The organism is Lentzea sp. NBRC 102530 (assembly GCF_030269365.1).
Taxonomy (GTDB): Bacteria; Actinomycetota; Actinomycetes; order Mycobacteriales; family Pseudonocardiaceae; genus Lentzea.
Genome location: NZ_BSTF01000002.1, coordinates 631,035 through 654,090, shown reverse-complemented (window position 1 = coordinate 654,090; position 23,056 = coordinate 631,035). Strand labels below are relative to the sequence as shown.

Below are 23,056 nucleotides of genomic sequence, written 5' to 3'. Positions count from 1 at the left end.
CCGGGAGGAAGACCAGCGACTGAGGGGAACGCCTAAAACCATGACCGGTCGTGTGGTGCTCGTCGTCGGTGCCAGCAGCGGCATCGGGCTGGCCACCGCGCTCGCGTTCGCGCGCCTGGCCGACCGCCTGGTGCTCGTCTCGCGCAGCGGTGACGCGCTCGCCGCGGCGGAGCAGGCCTGCCGCTCGGCGGGTGCGGCCGCGGTGGACGTCGTCGTCGCGGACGTGAGCCGTCCCGGCGGCGCCGAGCGGATCGTCACGGAGACGCTGGCCCGGCACGGCCGCGCCGACGTCGTCGTGCACAGCGCCACCGTCATGGGCTACGGCAGCGTCGAGGCCATGCCCGCGGACGTGTTCACCGCCGTCGTGGACACCGCGCTGCACGGCACGGCCGGCCTCGCTCGAGCGGTGTTGCCCGTGCTGCGCCGCCAGCGCGCGGGCGTGCTGATCGGGGTGAACTCGCTGCTCGGCTCGGTCACCGTTCCGCAGATGGGTGCCTACGCGGTGGCGAAGTGGGGTCAGCGAGCGGTTCTCCGCACCCTGCAACAGGAAACACGCGACGAACCGGGGGTGCACGTGTGCGTCGTGAGCCCCGGCAGCGTCAACACGCCGATCTACGACCAGGGCGCGAACTACACCGGGCGTGCCCCGAGGCCGCCGTTCCCGGTCGTGAGCCCGGAGCGGGTGGCCGCCGTGATCACCAGGCTGGCCGAGCGGCCGCGGCGGCACGTCTCGGTCCCGGTCGGCGTCACGAACCCGTTCATCGTCACCGCGTTCCGGCTGCTGCCTCGCCTGTACGACCTGCTCGTCGGGCCGCTGTTCCGCCTCGCCGCGCTCACGAGGACCGCGGTCGCGCCCACCGAGGGCAACGTGCACGAGCCCAACCCCGCGGGCGAACAGACCCGCGGGCGCTGGCCGGGGCGGAAGACGGGCAGGTGATGCCCTCCGCCCCGGCACGACACCGCTCCGCTCGCAGTCGCCGGGCAGTGGACCGGGATCAGGACCCCTGCCCCCTGCCGGTCTTGTCCTGCAGTTCGTCGATGAGCTGGGACGCCTCGACCTTGGTGAGCTCGGCGGGCACCTCCTCACCCGCCTCCTGCGCCAGCGTGTGCAGGTAGGACTCCTGCGGCCCGGTCATGGGCTCGTCACCGGTCGTCCAGTCCTGAGGGTCCTTCTCGGGCGTGCGGTTCACGTGGTTCTCCCTTCGAACGTCCGTTCGAGTTACCCCGCCCGCCCGCTTTCCAACCACCGAGCTGGTGAGTCCCGAACCCGGACAGGTCATGGCCCCGAACTCGGTTGCCCCGTCGCGGAGACCTCGTAGGGTCTGGCGCATGGGGTGGGACTCGCTCGAACACTGGGGCGCCGTGCGCCTGGAACGGCTCACCGGCGGCGTGGCGAACGACGTGTGGAGCGTGCACGTGAACGGACAGCGGGCGGTCGCCCGGCTGGGTTCGCGCACCGACGCCGACCTCGCCTGGGAGACCGGCCTCCTGCGGCACCTCGACGGGCACGGCCTGACCGTGCCCGTCCCGATCCCCACCACCGACGGCCGCCTGTTCGCCGACGGCCTCGTCGTCATGACCTACGTGGAGGGCGAACCACCGCGAACACCGGCCGACTGGCGCCGCGTGGCCGACACGCTCCGCACCCTGCACAGCCTCACGACCGGCTGGCCACAACGCCCGGGCTGGCGTTCGTCGGCCGACCTCCTGCACACCACCACCGGCACGAAGGTGGACCTGGACGCGATGCCCGCCGAGGCCGTGGCCCGCTGCCGCACCGCGTGGGCAAGGCTCGCCGGGCGCCCCACCTGCGTCCTGCACGGAGACCTCAACCCGGGCAACGTCCGCCTGACCGCCTCGCGCGTCGGGCTGATCGACTGGGACGAGGCGCACGTCGACGTTCCCGACTTCGACCTGGCACTGCCCGGCAACGCCGCCGGCCTCGACGACCGCGCCTACGACGTCGCCGGTCAGGCCTCGGCGGCGTGGGAGGCCGCGGTGTGCTGGGACGACGACTACTCGCGCAAGCGGCTCGCCGAGGTGAGGCCGCTCTGAACAGGTCGCGCATCCCCGCCGCTGCCCCTCAGCGGCCGAGCAGGCGCCTGCTCTCCTCGGCGCGCCGCAGGGCGCTCGGCAACGCCGCCCGGCCCGCGTGGTCGACGTCGTGGGTCAGCGCGTCAGGCTCGCGGCGTCGAAGTCGGGGCGGACGAACGTGAGCAGCAGGCGCACCTCGTCCTCGCAGCGGCGGTAGCTGACGAGCAGGTGGCGGTGGCCGGCCGCCGCGACGATCACCTTGTGCGCTGCGCAAGCGCGTCAGTTAGCGCCACGACGGTGCCGGGGTGCGCGTGGCCAGCGACTCGAGGTGGTCGACCTCGGCCAGCACGGGGTCAGGTCGGCCCCGGAGACCAGGGCCATGCGCGGCGCGCCGAGTTCGAGGACCTTGCGGTAGTCGAAGATCTCGTCGATGCGGGCCTGGCCGAGCCGCGCGACGACCGCTCCCCGGTACCGCTCGTGCGCCGGCAGGCCGCGGTCGACGAGCAGCCGCAACGCCGAGCGGAACGGGTGCCCGCCCTTGACCCGGCTCAGCAGGTGACGTTGACCGTCGCGTTCGGCGCGAACGACACGTGCACGTGGTCCATGTGGTTGGCCGTGGGACTGCCGCGGTCCTCCATGGGCGTGAAGCCGCTGCCGTCGTTGTAGCGCTGACGCCAGATCACGTAGGTCACGCCGAACGCCTTGCGGTTGGCCAGCACGTAGTCGGCCAGCGCGTTGCCGGTGTTCGTGTCCACCATGAAGTCCAGCGCGAGACCGATCGGGTGCTCGCCACCACCGGCGCGGCCGGCGGCACCACCGATGTCGTCGACGCCGAACTTGCCCGCGACGTGGTGACCGACCTGCGCCACGTGCGGCTTGGTGCCTTCCAGCGTGGTCGGGCACGGCGGCGGGGGTGGAGGCGGCGGGGGCGGGGGTGGCGTGGTCGTCGTGGTCACCGGAGGCGGCGTGGTGGTCACCGGCGCCGCCGACGAGGACGACGGCGCGGAGCTCGACGCCGCGGGGGACGGCGTTTCCTGGCTCACGGCGGTGGTCGGGGCGCCCAGCTGGGCGGCCGCACCGGTCGGATCGACCGGCTGGTCGGAGCTGCGGACCACCCAGAAGGTCGCGACGAGGCCGACCGTGAGGGTGGCGGCGACCGCGATGGGCAGCTTCCGGTTGGGTTCCTGCTTCGTTCTATGTCGGCCCGGCATTCGGGAAACAACTTCCGTCGGGGACAGGGCATGGTCACGCGGCCCGCCACATTACGAAATGAACACGAGAGAGTCACAGGCGAGTGTTCTTACTCACATCCCTTCTGGTGAGCGCGTTGACACGGACCGTGACCAGGCCGCAGTCCGCCCAGGTCACAGGGCGATAACGACCTTCCCGCGCGCGCGACCAGTTTCGACATATCGGACGGCATCACACGCCTCCGCGAGGCTGTAGGTGCGGTCGATGACCGGACCGATGACACCCGACTCGACCAAATGCCGCAGTGCGGTGAGGTGTTCACAGCCGGCCGCCGTGGTGAGCACGACGACCCGGTCGCGGACGAACGGCGCGCGCAGCTTCGCGCCCAGCATCAGGCGCATCGGCCCGAGCAGGCTGCCCCCGTCGAACACTCCCCCGCCGGACAGCACGATCGTGCCGCCGGGGCTGAGCGCGCGGCGCAGGCCGGTCAGGGAGTGGTTGCCGACCAGGTCGAACACCAGGTCGTAGCGGTCGCCGGTGGTGGTGAAGTCCGCACTGACGTGGTCGAGCACGTGGTCGGCCCCGAGTGAGCGCACCAGGCCGGCGTTCCGCGTGCTGCACACGGCCGTCACGGTGGCGCCGAGGGACCGGGCGATCTGGACGGCGAACGTGCCGACGCCACCGGAGGCACCGTTGATCAGGACGCGCTGGCCCTGCTGGAGGTTCCCGCGCAGGCCCTTCAGCGCGGTCTGCCCGGCCAGCGGAAGTGCGGCGGCCTGCTCGAAGGTGAGAGTGGACGGCTTGGCCTCCACCAGGTCCTCCGGCACCGAGACGTACTCGGCGAACGCTCCGTCGGCGGTGCCCAGGTCGCCGAACACCTCGTCGCCGGGCCGGAAGCGGCGCACGTCCCGGCCGACCGCCTCGACGGTGCCGGCGAAGTCGCGGCCGCGGATCGTCGCCCTGGGGCGTGCCAGGCCGATGCCGGTGAGCCTGGCGAGGTAGGGGTCGCCACGCATCACGTGCCAGTCGTAGGCGTTCACGGACGCCGCGCGCACGCGCACGAGGAGTTCGGTGCCCGAAGCGGACGGCAGTTCCACGTCGCGGAGTTCCAGCGTGTCCGGTGAGCCGTAACGGTTCTGCACGATCGCCTTCATCGGGTCGCTCCCTGCGGCTGTCGAGTGCGGGCGCCGCGGATGATCCACTCCGCGACGGCGAGGTTGAGCACCCAGGCGGCGAGCATCAGGACCGCCTTCGTGACCTGGCCGAGCGGGCCGGTGGCGGCGATCCACGCGCTCAGCAGCACCGCCTGCGTGCCCGCGCCGAGTCCGATCGCGAACGCCCTCACCATCCAGGCGCGGTGGGCGCGGACGTCGCGACGGCGGATGGCGAGGAAGCCCAGCACGAGAAACACCGCCCAGGCCGTGCCGAACACCAGCCGGACACCGGTGAGCAACGGGCCCACATCGGCGGGTTTCGGGTAGCAGACGGTCATCCACAGCCCGGACGACGCACCTGCAAGTCCACAAAGGACCAGAACGCGACCGGCCCGCCGGTGCCAGGCCGGTCTGCGGCGGCGGAAGCCCGGCGCGAACTGGAACGCGCCGAGCAGGCTGTAGACGCTGACCGTGACGGCGTGCAGCACCACGGGCACGGGCGAGGCGAAGAACCGCGCGTTGTCCGGTGTGATCTCCGCGCCGCCGCCGAGTTCGGTCAGCCGCAGTGCGCCGCCGAGCACCGGAACGACGCTGAACAGGATGATCGCCGCCGGGACGAGCTTGTCGGACCTGGATTTCATGCCACCGAGCGTGGCGCCCGGGACGGGGTCAGATCATCGGAACAAGGGCCGCGATCACCTCGGCCGTCGGTCGGGCCCGCTCGTCGTACTTTCGGCTGACCGGCGGACGCGCCGGGTCTCGTAGGCCCAGATGGCGACCTCGACGCGGTTCCGCGCCCCGATCTTCGCCATGAGACTCGTGAGGTGCGACTTCACCGTGCTGAGCGTGATGTGGAGGTCCTGGGCCACCTCGTTGTTGGTGCGGCCGCTCGCGACGGCCACGAGGACCTGCTCCTCCCGGTCGGTGAGCGGGTCGACCGGCTGGACGGCGGGGCCCGCCGGGCCGGTGTCGGCGAACGCGTCCAGCAGCCGGGCGGTGACGCTCGGGGCTATCAGGGCGTCACCGGCGGCCGCGGCGTGCACGGCCTGGGCGAGCAGCGCGGGTCCGGCGTCCTTGAGCAGGAACCCCTTGGCGCCCGCCCGCAACGCCGCGTAGACGTACTCGTCGAGGTCGAACGTGGTGATCACGACGACGGCGAGCGGTTCGGCCACACCCGGTCCGGCGAGCAGCCGGGTGGCCTCGATGCCGTCGACGCCGGGCATCCTGATGTCGAACAGGCACACGTCCGGCCGCAGCCTGCGCGCGAGTTCCACGGCCTGCCTGCCGTCGGGGGCCTCGCCGACGACCTCGATGCCGGGCTGGGCGTCGAGGATCATCGCGAGGCCGGTGCGGACGATCTCCTGGTCGTCGGCGACCAGCACGCGAACGTTCATCGCGTAGCTCCCAGTGGCAGCACGGCGGTCACCGTCCAGCCGCTCGCGTCCGGGCCTGCCTCACAGGTGCCTCCGAGCAACGTCGCGCGCTCCTTCATGCCGATGAGCCCGTGCCCTTGTGCCGCCGGGGTTCTGCCGGTCTCGCCGTCGTCGCTGACCCGCAGCCGCACCGCCGTCTCGCCGACGCTGACCCGCACCTCGATGCGGGTGGCGTGCCGGGCGTGCCTGCGGGCGTTGGTGACCGACTCCTGGGTGAGCCGGTAGAGGGCGGTGCCCACCGACTTCGGCAGGTCGTCGACGGCTCCGTCGATCCGGACGTCCACCTCCGGCCCCGGCCTGCCCACGCTCGCGAGCAGCGCGACGTCGGCGACGGTCGGACTGGGCGCCAGGTCCGCGGAGTCGTTGTGCCGCAACGCCCGCACCATCGTGCGCATCTCGGTGAGCGCCCGCGAGGCCTCCGCCTCGATCAACGCGAGCGCCTCGGTGGCCGCCTCCGGCCGGTGCGGCGCCGTCGCGAGGCCGGCCTGCGCGCGGATCGCCATCGCCGACACGTGGTGCGCCACCGTGTCGTGCAGGTCGCGCGCCAGGCGTTCCCGTTCGAGCAGCTTGACCTGCTCGAGTTCCCGCGCCCGCGCCCTGCCCCGGTAGCGCACCGCGGCCCCCAGCGCGCACGCCGTCCCGAGCACGGCGCAACCCGCCACCGCGTCGCCGGGGCCGAGGTACCCGAGGGCCGCGGACAACCCGACCTTGCCGAGCATCACCGCCAGCCCGAACACCCACTCGCGGCCGGACCCCCAGCGGAAGAGCGCGAACGGGAACAGCACCATGAACACCAGCACGGTCAGGCCGGGCTCGCCGCCGAACACCAGCGACGCCGCGGCGGCGGTCCCGAACGCGCCGGCCACCGCGAGCAACGGCCGGCTCCGGCGCACCAGCAGCAACGGCAGCAGCACCAGGGCGAGCGCGAGCGATCCCGCCCGCCAGCTCAGCTCCGGCCGCAGCACCGCCTCCAGCACGGCGACCACCGCCAGGACGCCGACGAGCGCCCGGTCCTGCCACGGCCGAGCCGCCGCACGGGCCGGGCGCGGCTCGTCCCACACCGACCGCAGAAGGGCGAACACCCCGCAATCGTACGAGAACGGCGTCCCCGCACGGTGTCACTGCACCGCGACGGTGAGCGCGGCCGTGTGCAGCCGTCCGCCGTGCGAGAACTCCAGGAACAGCCGGTACTCGCCGCGTTCGGCGAACACCGAGCGGAACGTGAGTTCGCCGTCGATCAACGGCGCCCCGGCCGGTTCCACCGGGTGCAGGTGGGTGGCGGACAGCAGCATCGTGTGGAACCCGGTCATGTGCCCGTTGGAGCCCAGGTGCGGTTCGAGCCGCTCCACCGGCGTGCCGTCCGGGGTGCGGATCGCGAGCCTGATCGAGCGTTCGGCGAGCAACGGCAGCGCGGCGGGCTGGTCGACGCGGGTGACGGTGTACCCGGTCTCGGTGACGGCACGGGCGTCCGGCGCCGGCACGGGCACCAGAGCGGTGTCGCCGGCGAGGCTGAACGGAACGCCGAGCACCACCGGGTGCAGCGGGTCTTTGGTGTCGAGGGGGACGAACTCGGCGAACATCCGGTAGGCGCCGCCGTCGGGCAGGTCGACGGCCGTGCGCCAGGTGTCGCCCTCCAGCAACGGGTGGACGTGCCGGAACACGTGCATGTCGTCGCGCACGACGAAGAAGTGCATCTGCTTGGTCTGGTTGTCCAGGAACCGGGTGACCGGTTCGGCGTCGCGGCCGAGGATGCGGAACGCGATGGGCACCGACGCCCCGCGCTCGGCGGGCACGGCGACGCGTTCGATCCGATAGTCACCCTCTGCTTCGGACAGTCCGTCGCTGTGCGAGGCGGGGACGACCGCGCCCATGTTCTGGTGTTGCATCGGTGGCGCGCTGGTGCCGAACAGCATGACACCGCCCGCGCCCACGATGACGACGGCGATGAGGGCGAAGAGCCAGTCGGTGACCCCGAGTTTGCGCATGATCGACTCCTGGAGGGGGTGCCCCCGCGGGAGCACCCCCGGTCAGCTCAGAACTGCAGGCTCCACGCGTCGACGTAGCCGGTGTCGGCCCTGGCGACGTCCTGGACCTTGAGCTGCCAGGTGCCGTCCGCGGTCCTCGCCGAGGCGTCCACGGTGTAGGTGGTGATCACGTTGTCCGCCGAGTCGTTGCCCGACCCCTTGAGCCGGAACGACGTGCCGTCCGGGGCGACGAGGTCGATCACCAGGTCACCGCGGTAGCTGTGTTTGACGTCGACGTTCACCTTGAGCGCGGACGGTGCCTTCCCGCTGACGCCCGACACGGTGACCGGGGACGTGACGGCCGCGCCGGCGTCCGGGATCTGCACGTCGGCGGTGTTCTCGAACTTCTTGCCCGCGGGCGGTGGTTCGGTGGTGCCGAGGTTGGGCTTGACCACGACCAGGCCCTGCTCGATGCCGTTCACCAGGACGATGCCGCTCGAGAAGTACGGGTAGTTGCTCCACGCGCCGTTGAACTTGGCCTCGTCACCCGCCGGGTAGATGTCGAAGAACCCGGCCTCGGACAGCTGCGCGTTCGCGACGCCGCTGACGTCGAGGATGCGCAGACCGGCCTGGTAGTTGGCCTGGTAGGAGTACTTGCCCTTGATGTACTGGTTGTGGTCGATCGCGCTCGCGGGCGAGCTGTAGACACCCGTGTGCACCGGGTTCGCCAGCGACGCGAGGTCCCAGATGTAGGTCTTGGTGCGCTTGTCGGTGCCGCGCGACTCGTCGAGCTCGTCGTCGAGCAGGAAGTAGCGCTGGTCCTCGGTCAGCCAGCCCTGGTGCGAGTACTGCGCGCCGGAGTAGCCCTTGCGCGCGATCTGCACGGGGTTGGCCTTGTCGGTCACGTCGACGATCGTCAGCGTGTCCTCGTTGGAGTTGAAGCAGATCTCCCGGCCGCGGTAGCCGGCGTCCGGGCCGCGGTAGACGACGCACTGGTTGTCGTGCGTGTAGCCGTCCTGCGAGACGCACCCCGCGTTCTTCGGCTGCTTCGGCGTGCGGATGTCGACCATGTGCGGGCCGCCACTGCACGTGTTGGAGCCGATCGCGTACGCGTATCCGGTCTCCTCGTTGATGGCGATGTTGTGCGCCGGGCCGAACTCCTTGTACAGGGCGTCGGCGGTGAGGGTCTGCGGCGACGTGATCGTGCGCAGCCGGGTCAGGTCGAACACCTGCATCCCGTGGCCGGTGATGAAGTCCGCGACGATGAACGCGTGGTCCTTGTAGACCTTCATGTCACGCCACGAGCTGCTACCGCCGTTGGACGGCAGGTTGCCCAGGTACTTCGGCGCGGTGGGCGTGCTGACGTCGACGAACGCGGTGCCGTTGGTGCGGCCGACGATCGCGTACTCCTTGCCGGAGGACGGATCGGTCCAGCCCCAGATGTCGTTGCCGTTGCCGCCGCCGATCTGGGCCAGCGGCAGCACGCTGAGCAGGTCGACGTTCTTGCACGGGTAGATGTCGGCCTTGCCGTTCACGCACGGCACACCGGCCGCGGTGTTCGTGACGGAGTGCCGTTCGGCGGGCTGGAAGTCGGCCATGAACGTTCTGGCCGCCGCCTGTCCCTCGGGGGTGTCCGGGTCGTGCGCCGAGGCGCCCGACATCGTGAGGGCGATCGCCGATGCCGTGAGCACCGCGAGCGCCCCCAGGCGCAGGGTTTTCATGAAGTTGGGCTCCTCACGGAAATCCCGGCCGCTCAGGACGCGGTCGGGTGCAGGGTTTCCGATCAGTCACCGACGGTAGAGCGCCAGTCCACCCCGCGTGTACCTTCGTTCGTCTGGTCTCGGGCGTTGCCGCGCCCGAACGGACCGTGCCAGCATGGTCGTGGCATGGGGGGTGCTGTTGCGCGTCCAGGTTCTCGGCCCGGTTCGGGCCTGGCGGAACGGTCGGGAGATCGAGCTCGGACCTGCGGGCAGACGCGCGGTGCTCGGCCTGCTCGCCCTGGCGGGCGGCCGGGTGGTGCCGCGAGCGGACCTGATCGACGCGCTGTGGGGCGACGACCCGCCGCCCAGCGCCACCAACGTGATCCAGACGCACGTCAAGCACCTGCGCCGGTTGTTCGACCCGGACCGCCACCGATATGCGCGCAGCACCAGCATTCCGTTCGCCGGCGACGGGTACGCGTTGCGGCTGCCGGACGACGAGGTCGACGTGGGACGGTTCCGCGCGCTCGTCGCGGCGGCCGCGCGGACTTCGGCCGCGGAGGAGGTCGCCGGACTGCTCGGCACGGCGCTCGGGTTGTGGCAGGGGCGGCCGTTCGCCGATCACCCCGCTCTGGCCGGCCACGCGAAGGTCGTCGCGCTGATGGGCGAACGGCGCACCGCGTTGCTCGCGCACGCCGAGATCATGATCGGGCTGGGCCGGGCGGTCGAGGTGGCGCCGCTGCTGGTGGAGCACACGGCCGGACAACCGTTGGACGAAGCGGTGCAGGCACTTCTCGTCCACGCCTACGCGGCCGCCGGGCGGCGGGCCGACGCGTTCGCCGTCTACGACAGCGCCCGGCGGGTCTTGCGCGACGAACTCGCGATCGGCCCGGGACCGGAACTCGCCGGGGCGCACGCGGCGTTGCTCGACGAACCACCGGTGGTCCCGTCACGACGGAGTCCGGCCCCGGCCCAGCTGCCCGCCAACGCACCCGGTTTCCTGGGCCGCGCGGCGGAACTGGCCGCGCTCGACGGGGTGCTCGCCGGCCGCGACCCCTCGGCCACGGCGGTGATCGCGGTGTGCGGAACGGCAGGGGTGGGCAAGACGGCGCTGGCCGTCCACTGGGGACACCGGCTGCGGCCGGAGTTCCCCGACGGCCAGCTGTACGTGAACCTGCGCGGGTACGAGGCGGGCACACCGGTGGCCGCGGCGGACGTGCTGGGCGGGTTCCTGGAGGCGCTGGGGGTGACCGCGATCCCGGCCGGCGTGGACGCGCGGGCGGCCCGGTACCGGACCGAGGTGGCCGACCGGCGGCTGCTGGTCGTGCTGGACAACGCGGCGGCGGTCGAGCAGGTGCGGCCGCTGCTGCCGGGCGCGCCGTCGTGCGTGGTCGTGGTGACGAGCCGGGACAGCCTGGCGAGCCTCGTCGCGGTGCACGGGGCGCGCCGGCTCGACCTGCGGCCGTTGCGGCGGGGTGACGCGATCACGTTGCTGCGCGGGCTGATCGGCGACCGGCCGTCGGCGGCGCTGGCGGAACTGGCCGCGCAGTGCGCGTTCCTGCCGCTGCCGTTGCGGGTGGCCGCGGAACTCGTGCTCAGCTCTCCCGAGACGCCGCTCGCGGACCTGGTGCGCGAACTCGGCGACCGGCAGCGGCGGCTGCGGTTGCTCGACGGCGGCGGGGACGACCGGGCGGCGGTGCGCGAGGTGCTCTCCTGGTCCTACAAGCACCTCCCGGCCGAGGCGGCGCGGCTGTTCCGGTTGCTGGGCGCGCATCCCGGCCGCGACTTCGACGTCGCCTGCGCCGCCGCGCTCGCCGACGCGGACTCCGACACCGCACGCCGGCTGGTGGACGTGCTCGTGCGGGCGCACCTGGTGGATCGCGGTCCGGCCGGGCGGTGTTCGATGCACGACCTGCTGCGCGCCTACGCCGTCGAACTGGCGCAGGACGATCCCGGACGGACCGCGGCGTTCGACCGGCTGCTGGACCACTACCTGGCGTCCGCCGCGACCGCGGTGGAGTCCGTCTACCCCACCGTCCGGGCGGCCGCGCCGGCGACCGACCCGGCCCGGACGCGCGCGTGGCTCGACGCGGAACGGGCCAACCTGACCGACCTGTGCGCGTTCGCCACCCGCCACGACCGCCCGCGCCAGGCCATGCGGCTGGCCGAGGTGCTCTACCGCTACCTCGAGGCCGGGCACCACTCCGACGCGCTCGTCGTGCACACCAACGGTTTGCGGGCGGCACGCCTGGTCGGCGACCGCGAGGGCGAGGCGCGGGCGTTGACCAACCTGGGTGCGGTGCACCGCCTGCTCGGCCGCTACGGCCCCGCCGCCGCCCGCCTGCGCCAGTCGCTCCGCCTGCACCGCACGGGTGCCGACCGCGCCGGCGAGGCCCGCGCGCTGGCGCACCTCGGCATCGTCGAGGACCGCCTCGGCGACGTTCCCGCCTCGCTCGGCCACCTGCGGGAGGCGCTCACCCGCTACCGCGAACTGGACGACCGGCACGGCACCGCCTCGGCGCTCACCAACCTCGGCACCGTGCAGGGCCAGACCGGCGACCACGCGGGAGCCGCCGGGGCCCTCAACGCGGGCCGCGAGCTGTTCCGCGCGCTGGGCGACCGGGCGGGCGAGGCGACCGCGCTCACCAACCTCGCCGAGGCCTACACCCACCTCGGCCGCCACACCACCGCCGCGGCCCACCTGCGGCAGGCCCTCGTCCACTTCCGCGCCCTGGGCCACCGCTACGGCGAGGCCGCCGCCCTGTCGACGCTGGGCCAGGTGCACGTCGACCTGGGCCGCCCGGAGGAGGCGATCGCTCAGCACGAGCAGGCGCTGGAGATCTTCCGGGCGACCGGGCACCGCTACGGCGAGGCGAACGCGTTGAACGGCCTGGCCGAAGCCCTGCGCGCGGCCGGGCGTCCGGGTGCGCCGGCCGCGCACCGGGAGGCGCTGGCGATCGCGACGGAGACCGGCGACCAGGACGAACAGGACCGCGCGGCGGCCGGGATCGCGTTGTGCGGCAAGGACACCGCGACCGGCCGCCGGGGGTGAGCGCCTCCGGTCAGGACGCCGTGGGCTCCTCCACGCCGGGATTCGCGTTGTCGATGTCGAGCAGGTCCAGCAACGGCCCCACCTGGCCCGCGCGGAACGCCCGGCGCTGCCGTTCGGCACCGCTCCCCTCGCGGTCCAGCAGCCGCAGACCCCGTTGCACCACGGGCAGATCGCCGTTGACCTCCAGCACCGGGGTCAACCGCCGGACGAGGTCGTCCAGCTGGTCCCGCACCGGCCTCAGCTCGCCGGCCAGCACGTCCCAGGCGTCGCCCCGCAGGCCTTCGTTCGCCGCTCCCCAGCAGGCCTGCCGCAACGTCTCCTGCGGGACCTGCGGCACGGGGACGCCCTCGGCGACGTCGACGGTGGCCTGGGCGACGAGGGCGCGGACGAGTGCCGCGAGCAGCGCGGTGTCGTCCACGGTCACGGCGACGTCGGCGACGCGGACCTCGACGGTCGGCAGTTCGGTCGCGGGGCGGACGTCCCAGTAGACCATCGCCCGGTCCAGGGCGGTGCCCGCCTCGATCATCGTGGCGCAGACCTCCTCGTAGTGCTGCCACGACTCGAAGATCGGCGGCGGGCCGGACACCGGCCAGCGCGACCAGATCGTGGAGCGCCAGCTCGCGAAACCGCTGTCCTCGCCCGCCGAGAACGGCGAGTTCGTGGTCACCGCCGCCAGCACCGGCAGCCACGGGCGCACGTGGTTGCACACCTGCACGGCGGTCTCCCGGTCGGGCACGGCGACGTGGACGTGGCAGCCGCAGATCAGCTGTTGTTCCGCCAGGGCACCGAATTCACGGGCGATCCGGCGGTAGCGCAGGCTGTCGGTGATCTCGCCGGACCCGTCGCCCAGCGGCGGCGCGCCCACGGCGACGGCCCGGCAGCCGGCGATGCGCGCGGCCTGGGCCACTGTTCGCCGCGCCTTCAGCAACTCCTGCCGGGCCTGCTCCGCGTCCTCGCACACCGGGGTGTTGATCTCGACCTGGGCACCCGTCAGTTCGTGGTCCAGGTCGAGGCCCAGCCGTTCGCGGGCGACCGTCACGACGTCGTCCGCACGGTTGACCGGGACCCCGGTGTCCGGGTCGACGAGGAGGAACTCCTCCTCCACGCCGATCGTCGGACACCACGCGTCTCTCGAAGGCGCCTTGGCCACGTGTTCACCGTCCTGCTCGGGGCATCAGCCCGCCATCGGGATCGGCGGATTACCCGATCGGGCGGCTGATCACACCTGCGCGCTCCGGGAAGGACGGTTCAGCGACCGCCGGTCACGACCCCGCTACGGAGGTGAACACCATCGAGTGCCAGCCGGTGGCGCCGTCCGGGATCGGGGCCGCGCGCTGGTCGGTCTGGGTGTAGCCCTTCCGGTCGGTCGCGCGGCACTCCACGGTGTGGTTGCCCTCCTTCAGGTCCAGCTCGATGCGCCACATCCGCCAGGTGTCGACGTTGACCTCGGTGCTCAGCGTCGTCTCCTGCCACGGCCCACCGTCCACCCGCACCTCCACCCGGTCGATGCCGGTGTGCTGCGCCCAGGCGATGCCCGCCGCGACGAACTTGCCCGCGGGCACCCGCTCGAACGACTTCGGGCGGTCGATCCGCGACATCGTCTTGACCGGCGCCTTCTTCGCCCACGTGCGCTGGACCCAGTACGGGTCGAACGCGTCGAAGGTGGTGAGTTCCATGTCCACCAACCACTTCGTGGCCGAGACGTAGCCGTAGAGGCCGGGCACGACCATGCGCACCGGGAAACCCCGTTCCAGGGGCAGCGGTTCGCCGTTCATGCCGATGGCCAGCATCGCGTTCGAACCGGGAGCCATGATGGACTCCACCGGCGTGCCGCACGTCCAGCCGTCCACGCTGCGGGTCGCGAGCTGGTCGGCTCCCGGGCGGACCCCCGCGTCCCGCAACAGGTCCGGCAGCGAGACGCCGATGAAGTTCGCCGTCGAGATGTACGGGCCGCCCACCTCGTTCGACACGCACACCAGCGTGATGGTCTTCTCCTCCAGAGGACGGCGCAGCAGGTCGTCGTAGGTCAGCACCATCTCGTTGTCCACCATGCCGTGCACGCGCAACCGCCAGTCCTCCGCACGCAGGCGCGGAATGCTCAGCGCGGTGTCGACGCGGTAGAACTTGTCGAGCGGCGTCATGAACGGCGGGGTGCCTTCGCGCACGAAGTCCGCGTCGAACGGGATCTCCGGCGCCTTCACCCGCGGCCGCAACGTGATCGCCCGCCGGGAGGCCTCGACGTCCACGCGTCCGGCGAGCCACTGCCCACCCAGCGCGGCGACACCGGCACCCGCAGCGATCGCGGCGGTCGACGCCAGGAACCTCCGGCGGCCCGGTTCCTCGGCGGGCTTCTCCCGGGACCACAGCCAGCGGAAGGCCAGCACACCGGCCACGAGGCTCGCGAGCGGGGCGACGACGGCCCAGGTCGTGCTGGTCGGCCGCGCCAGCACGGCGGCGACGCCGAGCAGGCCGAGCGCCCCGGCGAGCACCGTGCCGGGCCACGGACTGCGCCGGGACAGCAGTCCCGCCACCACGCCGAGCCCGGCGAGCACGACCGCCATGCCGCCCAGCAGCACCAGCTTGTCGTTCTCGCCGAACGTGCGGATCGCGAAGTCCTTGACCGGGTGCGGGGTCAGGTCGATCGCGGTGTTGCCGACCGCGAGGAACGGCGAGGCCAGCGGACTGATGAGCCCCGCGACGAGATGCCCCGCCGCGAGCGCCGCGGCCACCGACACCAGCCCGATGACTACTGAACGTGTTGCCTTCACGACGGTACTTCGGAGCCGGGCGCCCGCCGGATGGGTCCGTCCGATCGAGACCGGTTGCGCTCTGGCCGTCCGCCAGCCAGGGTTTCCGGTCATGAACGAGGTTCTGCTGCACCGGATCGAGGCGACCTTCGCCCACTACGACGCCAACGGCAACGGCGTCATCGAACTCGCGGACCTCTACGCGCTCGCGGGCAGGCTGATGCGCGGCTTCGGCGAGCCCGCCGGCTCGGACCGCGGCCGGGAGCTGATCGAGACGTCAGACCGGTTCTGGGAGACGCTGGTCGAGCGCTGCGACACCGACCGCGACGGCCGGATCACCCAGGACGAGTACCGCGCCGCGATGGCGACGGTGCTCGCGGACGTCGACGAGTTCGACGACGTCTTCCTGGAGGTCTCGGAGTCGTTGCTCGCGCTCGCCGACGCGAACGGCGACGGCCGGGTCGAGGCGGCGGAGTTCCAGGTCCTGCTGAAGGCCCGCGGCCTGTCCGACGCCGAGTGCGGCCTCGCGTTCACCCACCTCGACACCGACGGTGACGGCTCGATCAGCCTCCAGGAGTACGTGGACGCGGTGCACGAGTACTACACGAACCCGGCCGAGGGAACGCCCGGCAGCTGGCTGTACCCGAGGTCGTTGCAACTGACCTGATCGAGCTACCTTCCCGGCACTTCATGACCGTCGCCCACGACCAGGACGACGTCGCGTTCCACGCCTGCCCGGACGGCGAGGTGGTCCGCCGGGTGCCCGTCGCGGACCTGGGGCCACGAGGACGACGCGTGGCTGGCGGCTACCTCGACGACGGCACCGCGTTCGTGGCCGTCGAGGGTGAGACCGGGGACGAGACTGGGTCCGGCAGTGCCTGAGCGCGCGCTCTGTCCGACCGCGAGACCGCCGAGCACATCGGCCTCGCCGAGACCACCGTGAAGACCCACGTCGGTTCCCCGACCGCGAAGCTCCAGGCCCGCGACCGCGCCGCCACCACCGTGTTCGCCCGCGACTGCGACCTCGTTCTCCCGAACCGCCGAATCGCCCACGGTCCACAATTGACAAAAGCATCCTCATTCGTTGTCACGTTTTTGTCCTCTCCTACACTGGTTCGCCGCTGTTGATTCCATTTCGCGGATCCCTGAATTAGGGCAGAAGAGTGAACGTGTCCAATTCGGATAACAGCGCCCCGGGTGAGCGCTACTAATCCGGTGGCCGCACGCCACTTCCGGGAGGGACCCACCGTGCACGAGAACCAAGCCCAGCCGTTGCCCGGCTGGCGGGGAGGCGACGGCAACGCCGCCTACCTGGACAAGAACCTGCGCCATCAGCCGATGGACACCTATCTGGACGACACGGTCGGCTGGCGGTTCGTCTTCCACCTCTGGCTGCGCGGCGCCATCGCCGGGTTCGTCGTCGGGGCGGCGTTCTGGATGATCGGCCTGTTCCTCCTCGTCATCAGTTTCAGCGGGAGCAGCAGCAGTTACTACGGCAGCAGCAGCAACTCCGGCGCGGCCGGAGCGGCGACCTTCTTCATGGGCACGGGAAGCGTGCTGTCCGTTGTGGTGTTCCTGCTGATCGTGCTGGTGAGCAGGCTGCCGGAGCCGATCGCCGAGTGGCGGGTCGTGCTGGCCGACCGCGCCGAGTTCGTGCAGTCCGCCTACAGCCAGATCTCCGGCACGATGTACCGCCGCCAGCTGCCGGTCGGCGGCGGGCCGCGCCGCATCCGCACGGGCAACGCTCCGACGGACCTCGACCACCGGCTCTACATCACCGAGGGCGACTTCCAGATCTACGTCTCGGTGTTCCGCTACGGCACCAGCCTCTACCTGGGCTGGCAGATGTGGCGCTCGCGCCGCGGCGCCACGCTGATCTGGCAGTTCCTCGTCGGCATCTTCCGCAGCATGAGCGGGCACAACGACCCGGAGATCGCGATGATGCGCGCCGACCGCGCGCGGGCGATGCGCGAGGCCGTGCACGCCGCGTGCCGCGAGGGCCTGATGGTGGCCGTGGACGGGATCCAGGTGCCCGAGCACTTCGGCTTCCCCAACGGCCTGCCGCCCGTCGAGGAGGGCCGGTTCGCCGCCGCACCGGTGCCGGGCGGGTTCGTGTCGCCGCCGATGGTCGGGGTCCAGGAGACCGGGCGCCACGGGATCCCGGACCCGCAGACGCCGTGACCCCACCCGGAGTCCTGCTCGAGACCACGCCCGCGATGAGCTGGGCGTGGATCGGCGTGCGCGTGCGGCCGGCCCTGCAGCTGGGCGAGACCGGCTCGTATCCGGACGTGGACGAGTCGCAGCGGCTCACCAGGACCATCACGCACGAGACGGCGTGGCTGGCGGGCCTGTGGACGACCGAGTCGTACGCGCGCTGGGAACTCCGGTTCCGCAACGACCCCTCGACCCGGCTGCTGTCGTGCGTGCTGCTCGGCAGGGTGGAGGACGGCGATCCGCACCGGGCCGCGGAGGCCGCGATTCGGTTGCGCGACCGGCTCGCCGCCGCGCCGATCCACGTGCGGACCGACCCTCTGCTCGACGCGGACGAGGTCAGGGAGCACCTCGTGCCCAGTGCGCGCGGCGGCTACCGCACCGTCGAGGTGCGCAAGCGGCTGGCCTGGGCGCACTGTTCACGGCCGGAGACGCGGCGGCGGTTCTGCTTCGCCGTGTCTCCGCTGCGCGCGCCCGCGGACCGGTCGTGGGAACCGCTGTGGCGCGAACTGAGGCTGATGCCGGAGCCGACCGTGCTCAGCGTCTACCTGGAGCCGTACCGGCCGTCGCCGCCGCTGGTGGACGACCTGCGCAGGCTCGCGGCGGAGTACCGGTACCTGGCGCGGCCGAGCCCGCCCAGTCCGGTGTGGACGGTGTCGATGGAGCCCGACGCGCTGGCGGAGCAGGCGGCCCCGCTCTACGACCGAGCCGCCTCCCTGTACACGTCCGGACCGTGCTTCCGGACCCGGATCTCCATTGCTTCCCAGGGGGAACCGCGCAGCGGTTTCGCGGAGCTGGTCGCCGCCACCACCGGCGGCGGGGTCGCCTGCGAGGCTCCTCCCGGCGAGCAGGAGACCTTCTGGCGCAACTTCGCCGGCCTCAACCGGGAATGGCTCGGGCTCACCCACGGCCAGGGCGCACCGGTCGGTGCCCTGCGCGACTCCGAACGCATCCTCTGCGACCTGTCCGATGTGGACGAAGCCGCCCTGACGTTCCGCCTGCCGTACCAGGTGCAGAGCCACCTGCCGTTGTTCGCCCCGACGGGAAAGCCCCGCGGGCGCGGCACCACCACCGCCGAGAGGTGATCCCATGCCGGACGAGTTCATCATCGAGCCGGAGGGCGACCCCGCCGACCGCGACCGCGACGCCCGGCACCTGGCCAAGTGGCTGGACGAGGACCTGCGCGGCAGCAACCGCACCCGGATGAACGGCCCCGGTGAAGGAGAACTGGGCGGGGCCGCGGACGCCGTGATCGTCCTGGCGGGCACCGGACGGCTCGGCCGGCCGTTCTGCACCTGGCTGAGCGAACGCGCCAAGTCGAGGCGGATCACCCTGCGGATCTCCGCCACGCACAAGGAAGACACGCTCGACGTCGACGTCAGGGGCCGGGCGGACGTGGAGGCGTTGCGGAGCCGGATCATGCGGATGCTGGACGAGGCCTGAGTGTCCGGGACGCGCGCCGTGCTGGTCGGCACCAGCACCTACACCGGGGGACTGTCCCAGCTCGACTGGTCCGCCGGCAACGTCGTCGACCTGCACGACGCGCTCGTCGAGGACTACGGTGCCGGCAACCTGGACGTCCTCGTCGACCCGCCCACCGCGCAGTTCGTGCTCGACCGGCTCACCCTGCGCACGTCGGCCCCCGTGGACGCCCTGGTGTTCTACTACACCGGCCACGGCCTTCGCGACGACTCCGACCGCCTGTGCCTGGCACTGCCCGGCTCCGTGGACGAGGAGGGCCACGTCCGCCGCACGTCGCTGCCGGTCGACTCGGTGTTCGAGATCATCGCGCGAGCCGATGCGGCGTGGAAGGTCGTGATCCTCGACTGCTGCTACTCCGGCCTGGCCATGGACGCCCCCGCGGCGGCGAACCTGCACCTGCTGACCGCCACCCACCGCACGGACAAGGCCGAGTACCGCACGCAGGACCGCCACACCGAGTTCACCGGCGAACTGCTGGCGTTCCTGGAGAAGACGCCGGGGCCGGTCGACCTCGGCACCCTCTACCGCCACCTCGACCACACCCTGCCGGGCCGGGGCCTGCCCCGCCCGCAGCAACGGTGCGTCAACCACAGCGCGGACTTCGTGCTGCGGTCGTAGCGTCGCGGGGGTGGTGAACCCGGTCTCGGTGCCCAGCCACCTCCAGGACTGACTTCGGTCCACACTGAAACAATAGAGTTCACTGCGCGACAGCCTCCAGGGCCGCCACGGTCTGCTCGACGATCTCGTCCTGGGCCTCGGCTCGCGACACCGCCGGAACGCCGTCGCCCGGCTGGTCGCCGTAGTCGCCGAAGAACGCGTGCACCGCGCCGGGGATCTCCGCGAACCGGGTGTCCGCGGGCAGCCGGGACCGCGACTCGGCGATGTCCTGCGGCGTGGTGAAGCCGTCCCGCCCGCCGTGGATCGACCACGCGGTGAGCCCGGCGCGGCCCGACAGGTCGCCGGTCGGGTAGGACGCCCACAGCACCAGGCCCCGCACCGACGGGTCCGCGAGCACGTCCCCGGACGCGGCCACGCCACCCAGCGAGTGCCCGCCGACCGCCCAGACCGGCACCTCCGGGTGGCTCGCGCGCAGGGGTGCCGTGTCGCCGCTCAGCAGCGCGATGTTCAGCGGCTCCTTCACCACGACGACGAGAAACCCCTGCTCGGAGACGCGCCGGAGCAACGGCAGGTAGGCCCGGTGGTCGACGCGGGCGCCGGGGTGGAACACGAGTCCCGCGCGGACCGGCCCTTCCGGGCGCAGCACGGTCTCGTCGCCGGTGTCCTGGGTCGCGGCGAACGGCTGGAGGTACACCGCCGGCGCCAGCAGCACGACCGCCAGCACCGCCGCGAGCCACGGCGGTGCCCACCACGCCAGCGCGACGCCGATCACCGCCACCGCGCCCAGCAGGACCAGGTGCGCGGGGTGGCCGTGCGTCAACGGGCGCCACGCCAGCGCGAGCAGGAACAGCGGAACCACGACGCACAGACCTGCCGCGACGGACCGCACCACATTGTTCAGCACGCTGAGCATTATGCGGAAGCGCGGGCGATGCGCCAGAGGTCAGGTGGCGAAGACGCCGTCCAGTTGTCCGGTGTGGTCGGTCAGCACCCTGGACGGTTCGGTGCCCAGCACGCGGTCCAGGACCGTCGCGTACACGTCGCGGAAGTCCGTGGTCTGCACCAGGTCGCCGTCGTCGAGGTCGGTCAGGCTCGGCTGCGCGCCGTGGAAGCCGCCCTTCACCCCCGCGCCCAGCAGGAAGACCGGACCCGCCGTGCCGTGGTCGGTGCCGTCGCTCGCGTTGGCCCGCACGCGCCTGCCGAACTCGGAGTAGACCAGCACGACGGCCCGTTTCCCGACCCTGCGGACGAACGGTGTGAGCGCCGCGTCGAGTTCGGTCAGCAGGCGTTGCTGGGTGGCGCGTTCGTCGGAGTGCGTGTCGAACCCGCCGAGCGACGCCGAGTAGACGCGGCAGGGCGCGCCCGCCTCGATCAGGCGCGCCACCACGTCGAGCTGGGCGCCCAGCGCACCGCCGCCGCCCGCCGAGGCACCCTTGTCGCGTTGCTCGTCCGGGTCGTCGTCGGGCAGCTTGCCGCCGTCGGGCGAGCCGGTGAGGGTGGTGGCGGTGCGGCGCAGGTCGGCGATGGACCGTGAGACCCTCGCCTGCCAGGGTCCTCGCCACCGAACGGCTGTCCCAGCGCGGTGAAGGCCTCACCCAGGGGTCCCTGCGGGAGCTTGAGGCCGTTCAGCGGGAACGAGGCCGCGGCCGTGCGCTCGCCCGCGAGCATCGGTGGCAGCAGGGGTTCTACGGACAACGCGCGCAACGGGTCGCCGCCCGCGGTCTCGTCCAGCCACCGGCCGAGCCAGCCGGACGGGACGGACGTGCGCGGCGAGGCCGTCTGCCAGATGGCCATGGAGCGGAAGTGGCTGTGGTCGGGTCGCGGGTAGCCGACGCCGCGCACGACGGCCAGCCCCTGCTCGTCCCAGAGCCCCTTCAGCCCCTTGAGTCCCGGGTTGAGGCCCAGGCCCTCGCCCAGGCCGAGCACCTCGCCCGGTTCGTGGGCGAGGTCCGGGCGGGCGTCCTGGTAGGCGCGGTCCTCGGCGGGCACGACGGTGTTGAGACCGTTGTTGCCGCCGTAGAGGGTCACGACGACGAGCACGCCCTGGCTCGCGTCGAGCGGGTCGTCGGCCGCCGCCTTCATGAGGTCCTCCCAGTTCACCCGCGTCGCACCGAGCGCGAGGGCGCCGGCGGCGGTGACCCCGGAGAGCGTCAGGAAACGGCGCCGGGTCAGGGAGTCCACGAGTTCACCTGCTCACCACGTGTTCAGGGGAGTTCGCCGCCACGACGACGAGCTGCGCGGGGTTGCCGGAGACCTTGCCGAGCGCGGTCTTCGTGCGGTCGGACCACGAGTCCACGCCGAGCAGGCGCCGCACCCCCTCGATCCGGTCGGCGGTGCCCAGGGCGGCCTTGAGGTCGGCGCGGTCCGCCACGAGCTTCGCCAGGTCGAGCCGCGACGGCCAGGTGGCGGTCGTCAGCCACGCGCCCCCGGCCGGCCAGCCGCCGACGCTCGGCGGGCGGAACGGCGTCTGGCCGAGTCCGCGCAACGCCTTCAGCAGTCCGTCGGCCTGCTCGCGTTCGAGATCGCGGGGCCGCACCCCCACCGCGCGCATCAGCCCGGCCGCCCACTCGACGGGTTGCTTCACCAGCACGTTCGCCGGATCGCGGAACGCCGGTTCGGAGGCCACGGCGCGCAACAGGGAGCGCGTGTCGCGGCGGAACGCGGGCACCAGCCGTGCGACGACGTCGACCGGTGGTGGTTGCGCGGACACCAGCCGGAACCACGTTCTGCCCACCACGAACTCCGCGCTCTCGGCCCGTTCCAGCAGCAGTGCGACCAACGACCTCGCGGTGAACTTCGCCGACTGCCCGAAGACGGTCTTCTCGCCGTCGTCGTGGCGCTTGGCCACCAGTTCGGCCTTGCCGGTGTCCGCGCGCACCGTCCAGCCGGTCAGCGCGCGGGCGGCCTCGCGGACGTCCGGTTCGCCGTAGTGGCCGACGCCCAGGGTGAACAGCTCCATGAATTCGCGGGCGAGGTTCTCGTTGGGCGCGCCCGCGCGGTTGTCGTTGCCGTCCAGCCACACCAGCATCGCCGGATCGATCACCAGCGCTTGGGCCAGGTCCGCGAACGGCCCGAGCCCGAGCCTGCGGAACGTCTCGTTCTGCGCCAGCATCGCCCGGGGCGACCGCACCTTCTGCTCGCTCGTCGCGAAGTGCCCGTGCCAGAACCAGGTCATGCGTTCGAGCGCCGGTCTGTTCGTGGTCACCATGCGGTCGAGCCACCACGTCGTCAGCGCGTGGTCGTCCTCGTCGCGCTGGTGGGCGGCGTCCTGCTTGGCCGCGCGGTCGCCCTTGGCCGGGCGGGCGGGGCTGACCGGTCGCGGTGGCGGCACCTCACCGGCCGCATCACCCCCGAGCACCGCGTCGAGCGCGGCGCCGAACGTCCTGTCCAGGTCTCCCGGCCGCGGGCCCGTGCCCAGCCGGTCGTGCAGCCTCCGCACCGCGGCGCGTTCGTCCAGTTGCACCATGGCG

General features: G+C 72.3%; 25 protein-coding genes. 9 read left to right on the top strand and 16 right to left on the bottom strand.

The genetic code is table 11. The annotated features are described in order from the left end of the window. The first annotated feature begins 40 nt into the window (after positions 1-40). Positions 41-937, top strand: coding sequence for an SDR family NAD(P)-dependent oxidoreductase (locus QSK25_RS06565; protein WP_285634640.1), 897 nt, complete (start codon positions 41-43; stop codon positions 935-937). A gap of 58 nt (positions 938-995) precedes the next feature. On the opposite strand, the gene QSK25_RS06560 is transcribed toward QSK25_RS06565, so the two are convergent. After that, positions 996-1,190, bottom strand: coding sequence for a DUF3072 domain-containing protein (locus tag QSK25_RS06560; RefSeq protein ID WP_285634637.1), 195 nt, complete (start codon positions 1,188-1,190; stop codon positions 996-998). 139 nt (positions 1,191-1,329) lie between these two features. Between QSK25_RS06560 and QSK25_RS06555 the strand changes: the two genes are divergently transcribed. Then, positions 1,330-2,055: a phosphotransferase enzyme family protein gene (locus QSK25_RS06555; RefSeq protein WP_285634634.1), complete on the top strand. Its 726-nt coding sequence runs from the start codon at positions 1,330-1,332 to the stop codon at positions 2,053-2,055. Positions 2,056-2,169: 114 nt separating this feature from the next. Here QSK25_RS06555 and QSK25_RS06550 read toward each other — a convergent pair whose 3' ends face one another. The 9 genes from QSK25_RS06550 to QSK25_RS06510 form a co-directional block, all read right to left on the bottom strand. Further along, on the bottom strand, positions 2,170-2,292 hold the full coding sequence (locus QSK25_RS06550) for a hypothetical protein (RefSeq protein ID WP_285634631.1): 123 nt from the start codon (positions 2,290-2,292) through the stop codon (positions 2,170-2,172). A 21-nt stretch (positions 2,293-2,313) separates the two neighbouring features. Further along, positions 2,314-2,547: a GntR family transcriptional regulator gene (locus QSK25_RS06545; RefSeq protein ID WP_285634628.1), complete on the bottom strand. Its 234-nt coding sequence runs from the start codon at positions 2,545-2,547 to the stop codon at positions 2,314-2,316. Positions 2,548-2,582: 35 nt separating this feature from the next. Next, entirely contained in the window at positions 2,583-3,245 is a 663-nt protein-coding gene (locus QSK25_RS06540; RefSeq protein ID WP_285634625.1) for a VldE C-terminal domain-containing protein, read from the bottom strand. A 153-nt stretch (positions 3,246-3,398) separates the two neighbouring features. Further along, complete coding sequence (locus tag QSK25_RS06535; RefSeq protein WP_285634622.1) at positions 3,399-4,379, bottom strand: NAD(P)-dependent alcohol dehydrogenase; 981 nt, start codon at positions 4,377-4,379, stop codon at positions 3,399-3,401. Continuing rightward, entirely contained in the window at positions 4,376-5,020 is a 645-nt protein-coding gene (locus QSK25_RS06530) for a DUF2306 domain-containing protein (RefSeq protein ID WP_285634619.1), read from the bottom strand. Before QSK25_RS06530 ends, QSK25_RS06535 begins: the two co-directional genes overlap by 4 nt. Before the next feature lie 54 nt (positions 5,021-5,074). Then, positions 5,075-5,773 (bottom strand): response regulator transcription factor, encoded by a 699-nt coding sequence (locus QSK25_RS06525; RefSeq protein WP_285634617.1) that lies wholly within the window; start codon positions 5,771-5,773, stop codon positions 5,075-5,077. Further along, complete coding sequence (locus QSK25_RS06520) at positions 5,770-6,894, bottom strand: sensor histidine kinase (RefSeq protein WP_285634612.1); 1,125 nt, start codon at positions 6,892-6,894, stop codon at positions 5,770-5,772. The genes QSK25_RS06525 and QSK25_RS06520 overlap by 4 nt, the downstream gene beginning before the upstream one ends. A 36-nt stretch (positions 6,895-6,930) precedes the next feature. Beyond that, positions 6,931-7,797, bottom strand: coding sequence for a DUF8832 domain-containing protein (locus tag QSK25_RS06515; RefSeq protein ID WP_285634609.1), 867 nt, complete (start codon positions 7,795-7,797; stop codon positions 6,931-6,933). 47 nt (positions 7,798-7,844) lie between these two features. After that, entirely contained in the window at positions 7,845-9,497 is a 1,653-nt protein-coding gene (locus QSK25_RS06510) for a choice-of-anchor B family protein (RefSeq protein WP_285634606.1), read from the bottom strand. 154 nt (positions 9,498-9,651) lie between these two features. Here QSK25_RS06510 and QSK25_RS06505 point away from each other — a divergent pair, with 154 nt between their 5' ends. Further along, on the top strand, positions 9,652-12,528 hold the full coding sequence (locus tag QSK25_RS06505) for an AfsR/SARP family transcriptional regulator (RefSeq protein WP_285634603.1): 2,877 nt from the start codon (positions 9,652-9,654) through the stop codon (positions 12,526-12,528). A 10-nt stretch (positions 12,529-12,538) separates the two neighbouring features. Here the strand turns inward: QSK25_RS06505 and QSK25_RS06500 are convergent, their stop codons facing one another. Together QSK25_RS06500 and QSK25_RS06495 are read right to left on the bottom strand one after the other, a co-directional pair. Continuing rightward, entirely contained in the window at positions 12,539-13,678 is a 1,140-nt protein-coding gene (locus QSK25_RS06500) for a carboxylate-amine ligase (RefSeq protein ID WP_285634600.1), read from the bottom strand. Positions 13,679-13,790: 112 nt separating this feature from the next. After that, positions 13,791-15,389 (bottom strand): molybdopterin-dependent oxidoreductase, encoded by a 1,599-nt coding sequence (locus QSK25_RS06495; RefSeq protein WP_502881811.1) that lies wholly within the window; start codon positions 15,387-15,389, stop codon positions 13,791-13,793. Here QSK25_RS06495 and QSK25_RS06490 point away from each other — a divergent pair. The 6 genes from QSK25_RS06490 (at position 15,388) to QSK25_RS06460 (ending at position 19,586) form a co-directional block, all read left to right on the top strand. Further along, positions 15,388-15,942, top strand: a complete 555-nt coding sequence (locus QSK25_RS06490) for an EF-hand domain-containing protein (RefSeq protein WP_285634594.1) — start codon at positions 15,388-15,390, stop codon at positions 15,940-15,942. The genes QSK25_RS06495 and QSK25_RS06490 overlap by 2 nt on opposite strands. Positions 15,943-15,965: 23 nt before the next feature. Then, a complete protein-coding gene (locus tag QSK25_RS06485; RefSeq protein ID WP_285634591.1) occupies positions 15,966-16,157 on the top strand; it encodes a hypothetical protein in 192 nt (63 codons plus the stop codon). Between the two features lie 366 nt (positions 16,158-16,523). Next, positions 16,524-17,456, top strand: a complete 933-nt coding sequence (locus QSK25_RS06475; RefSeq protein WP_285634588.1) for a hypothetical protein — start codon at positions 16,524-16,526, stop codon at positions 17,454-17,456. After that, a complete protein-coding gene (locus QSK25_RS06470; RefSeq protein WP_285634585.1) occupies positions 17,453-18,571 on the top strand; it encodes a hypothetical protein in 1,119 nt (372 codons plus the stop codon). The genes QSK25_RS06475 and QSK25_RS06470 overlap by 4 nt, the downstream gene beginning before the upstream one ends. A gap of 4 nt (positions 18,572-18,575) precedes the next feature. After that, a complete protein-coding gene (locus tag QSK25_RS06465) occupies positions 18,576-18,929 on the top strand; it encodes an effector-associated constant component EACC1 (RefSeq protein ID WP_285634582.1) in 354 nt (117 codons plus the stop codon). Then, entirely contained in the window at positions 18,930-19,586 is a 657-nt protein-coding gene (locus QSK25_RS06460) for a caspase, EACC1-associated type (protein WP_285634579.1), read from the top strand. Positions 19,587-19,665: 79 nt separating this feature from the next. Here the strand turns inward: QSK25_RS06460 and QSK25_RS06455 are convergent, their stop codons facing one another. The 4 genes from QSK25_RS06455 to QSK25_RS06440 are packed head-to-tail and all read right to left on the bottom strand — an operon-like array spanning position 19,666 to position 23,052. Beyond that, positions 19,666-20,490, bottom strand: coding sequence for an alpha/beta hydrolase (locus QSK25_RS06455; protein ID WP_285634576.1), 825 nt, complete (start codon positions 20,488-20,490; stop codon positions 19,666-19,668). Positions 20,491-20,529: 39 nt separating this feature from the next. After that, positions 20,530-21,054, bottom strand: a complete 525-nt coding sequence (locus tag QSK25_RS06450; RefSeq protein WP_502881813.1) for a DUF1501 domain-containing protein — start codon at positions 21,052-21,054, stop codon at positions 20,530-20,532. Beyond that, a complete protein-coding gene (locus QSK25_RS06445) occupies positions 20,958-21,767 on the bottom strand; it encodes a DUF1501 domain-containing protein (protein WP_285634571.1) in 810 nt (269 codons plus the stop codon). Before QSK25_RS06445 ends, QSK25_RS06450 begins: the two co-directional genes overlap by 97 nt. A 4-nt stretch (positions 21,768-21,771) precedes the next feature. Then, positions 21,772-23,052: a DUF1800 domain-containing protein gene (locus QSK25_RS06440; RefSeq protein WP_285634569.1), complete on the bottom strand. Its 1,281-nt coding sequence runs from the start codon at positions 23,050-23,052 to the stop codon at positions 21,772-21,774. Between the last annotated feature and the right edge of the window lie 4 nt (positions 23,053-23,056).

Excerpts from the sequence above, each read along its gene's own strand:
- QSK25_RS06515 (WP_285634609.1), bottom strand. The coding sequence starts at position 7,797 with ATGCGCAAACTCGGGGTCACCGACTGGCTCTTCGCCCTCATCGCCGTC.
- QSK25_RS06465 (WP_285634582.1), top strand. The coding sequence starts at position 18,576 with ATGCCGGACGAGTTCATCATCGAGCCGGAGGGCGACCCCGCCGACCGC.
- QSK25_RS06555 (WP_285634634.1), top strand. The coding sequence starts at position 1,330 with ATGGGGTGGGACTCGCTCGAACACTGGGGCGCCGTGCGCCTGGAACGG.
- QSK25_RS06495 (WP_502881811.1), bottom strand. The coding sequence starts at position 15,389 with ATGACCGGAAACCCTGGCTGGCGGACGGCCAGAGCGCAACCGGTCTCG.
- QSK25_RS06565 (WP_285634640.1), top strand. The coding sequence starts at position 41 with ATGACCGGTCGTGTGGTGCTCGTCGTCGGTGCCAGCAGCGGCATCGGG.
- QSK25_RS06525 (WP_285634617.1), bottom strand. The coding sequence starts at position 5,773 with ATGAACGTTCGCGTGCTGGTCGCCGACGACCAGGAGATCGTCCGCACC.
- QSK25_RS06490 (WP_285634594.1), top strand. The coding sequence starts at position 15,388 with ATGAACGAGGTTCTGCTGCACCGGATCGAGGCGACCTTCGCCCACTAC.
- QSK25_RS06535 (WP_285634622.1), bottom strand. The coding sequence starts at position 4,379 with ATGAAGGCGATCGTGCAGAACCGTTACGGCTCACCGGACACGCTGGAA.
- QSK25_RS06510 (WP_285634606.1), bottom strand. The coding sequence starts at position 9,497 with ATGAAAACCCTGCGCCTGGGGGCGCTCGCGGTGCTCACGGCATCGGCG.
- QSK25_RS06440 (WP_285634569.1), bottom strand. The coding sequence starts at position 23,052 with ATGGTGCAACTGGACGAACGCGCCGCGGTGCGGAGGCTGCACGACCGG.
- QSK25_RS06540 (WP_285634625.1), bottom strand. The coding sequence starts at position 3,245 with ATGCCGGGCCGACATAGAACGAAGCAGGAACCCAACCGGAAGCTGCCC.
- QSK25_RS06505 (WP_285634603.1), top strand. The coding sequence starts at position 9,652 with ATGGTCGTGGCATGGGGGGTGCTGTTGCGCGTCCAGGTTCTCGGCCCG.
- QSK25_RS06530 (WP_285634619.1), bottom strand. The coding sequence starts at position 5,020 with ATGAAATCCAGGTCCGACAAGCTCGTCCCGGCGGCGATCATCCTGTTC.
- QSK25_RS06485 (WP_285634591.1), top strand. The coding sequence starts at position 15,966 with ATGACCGTCGCCCACGACCAGGACGACGTCGCGTTCCACGCCTGCCCG.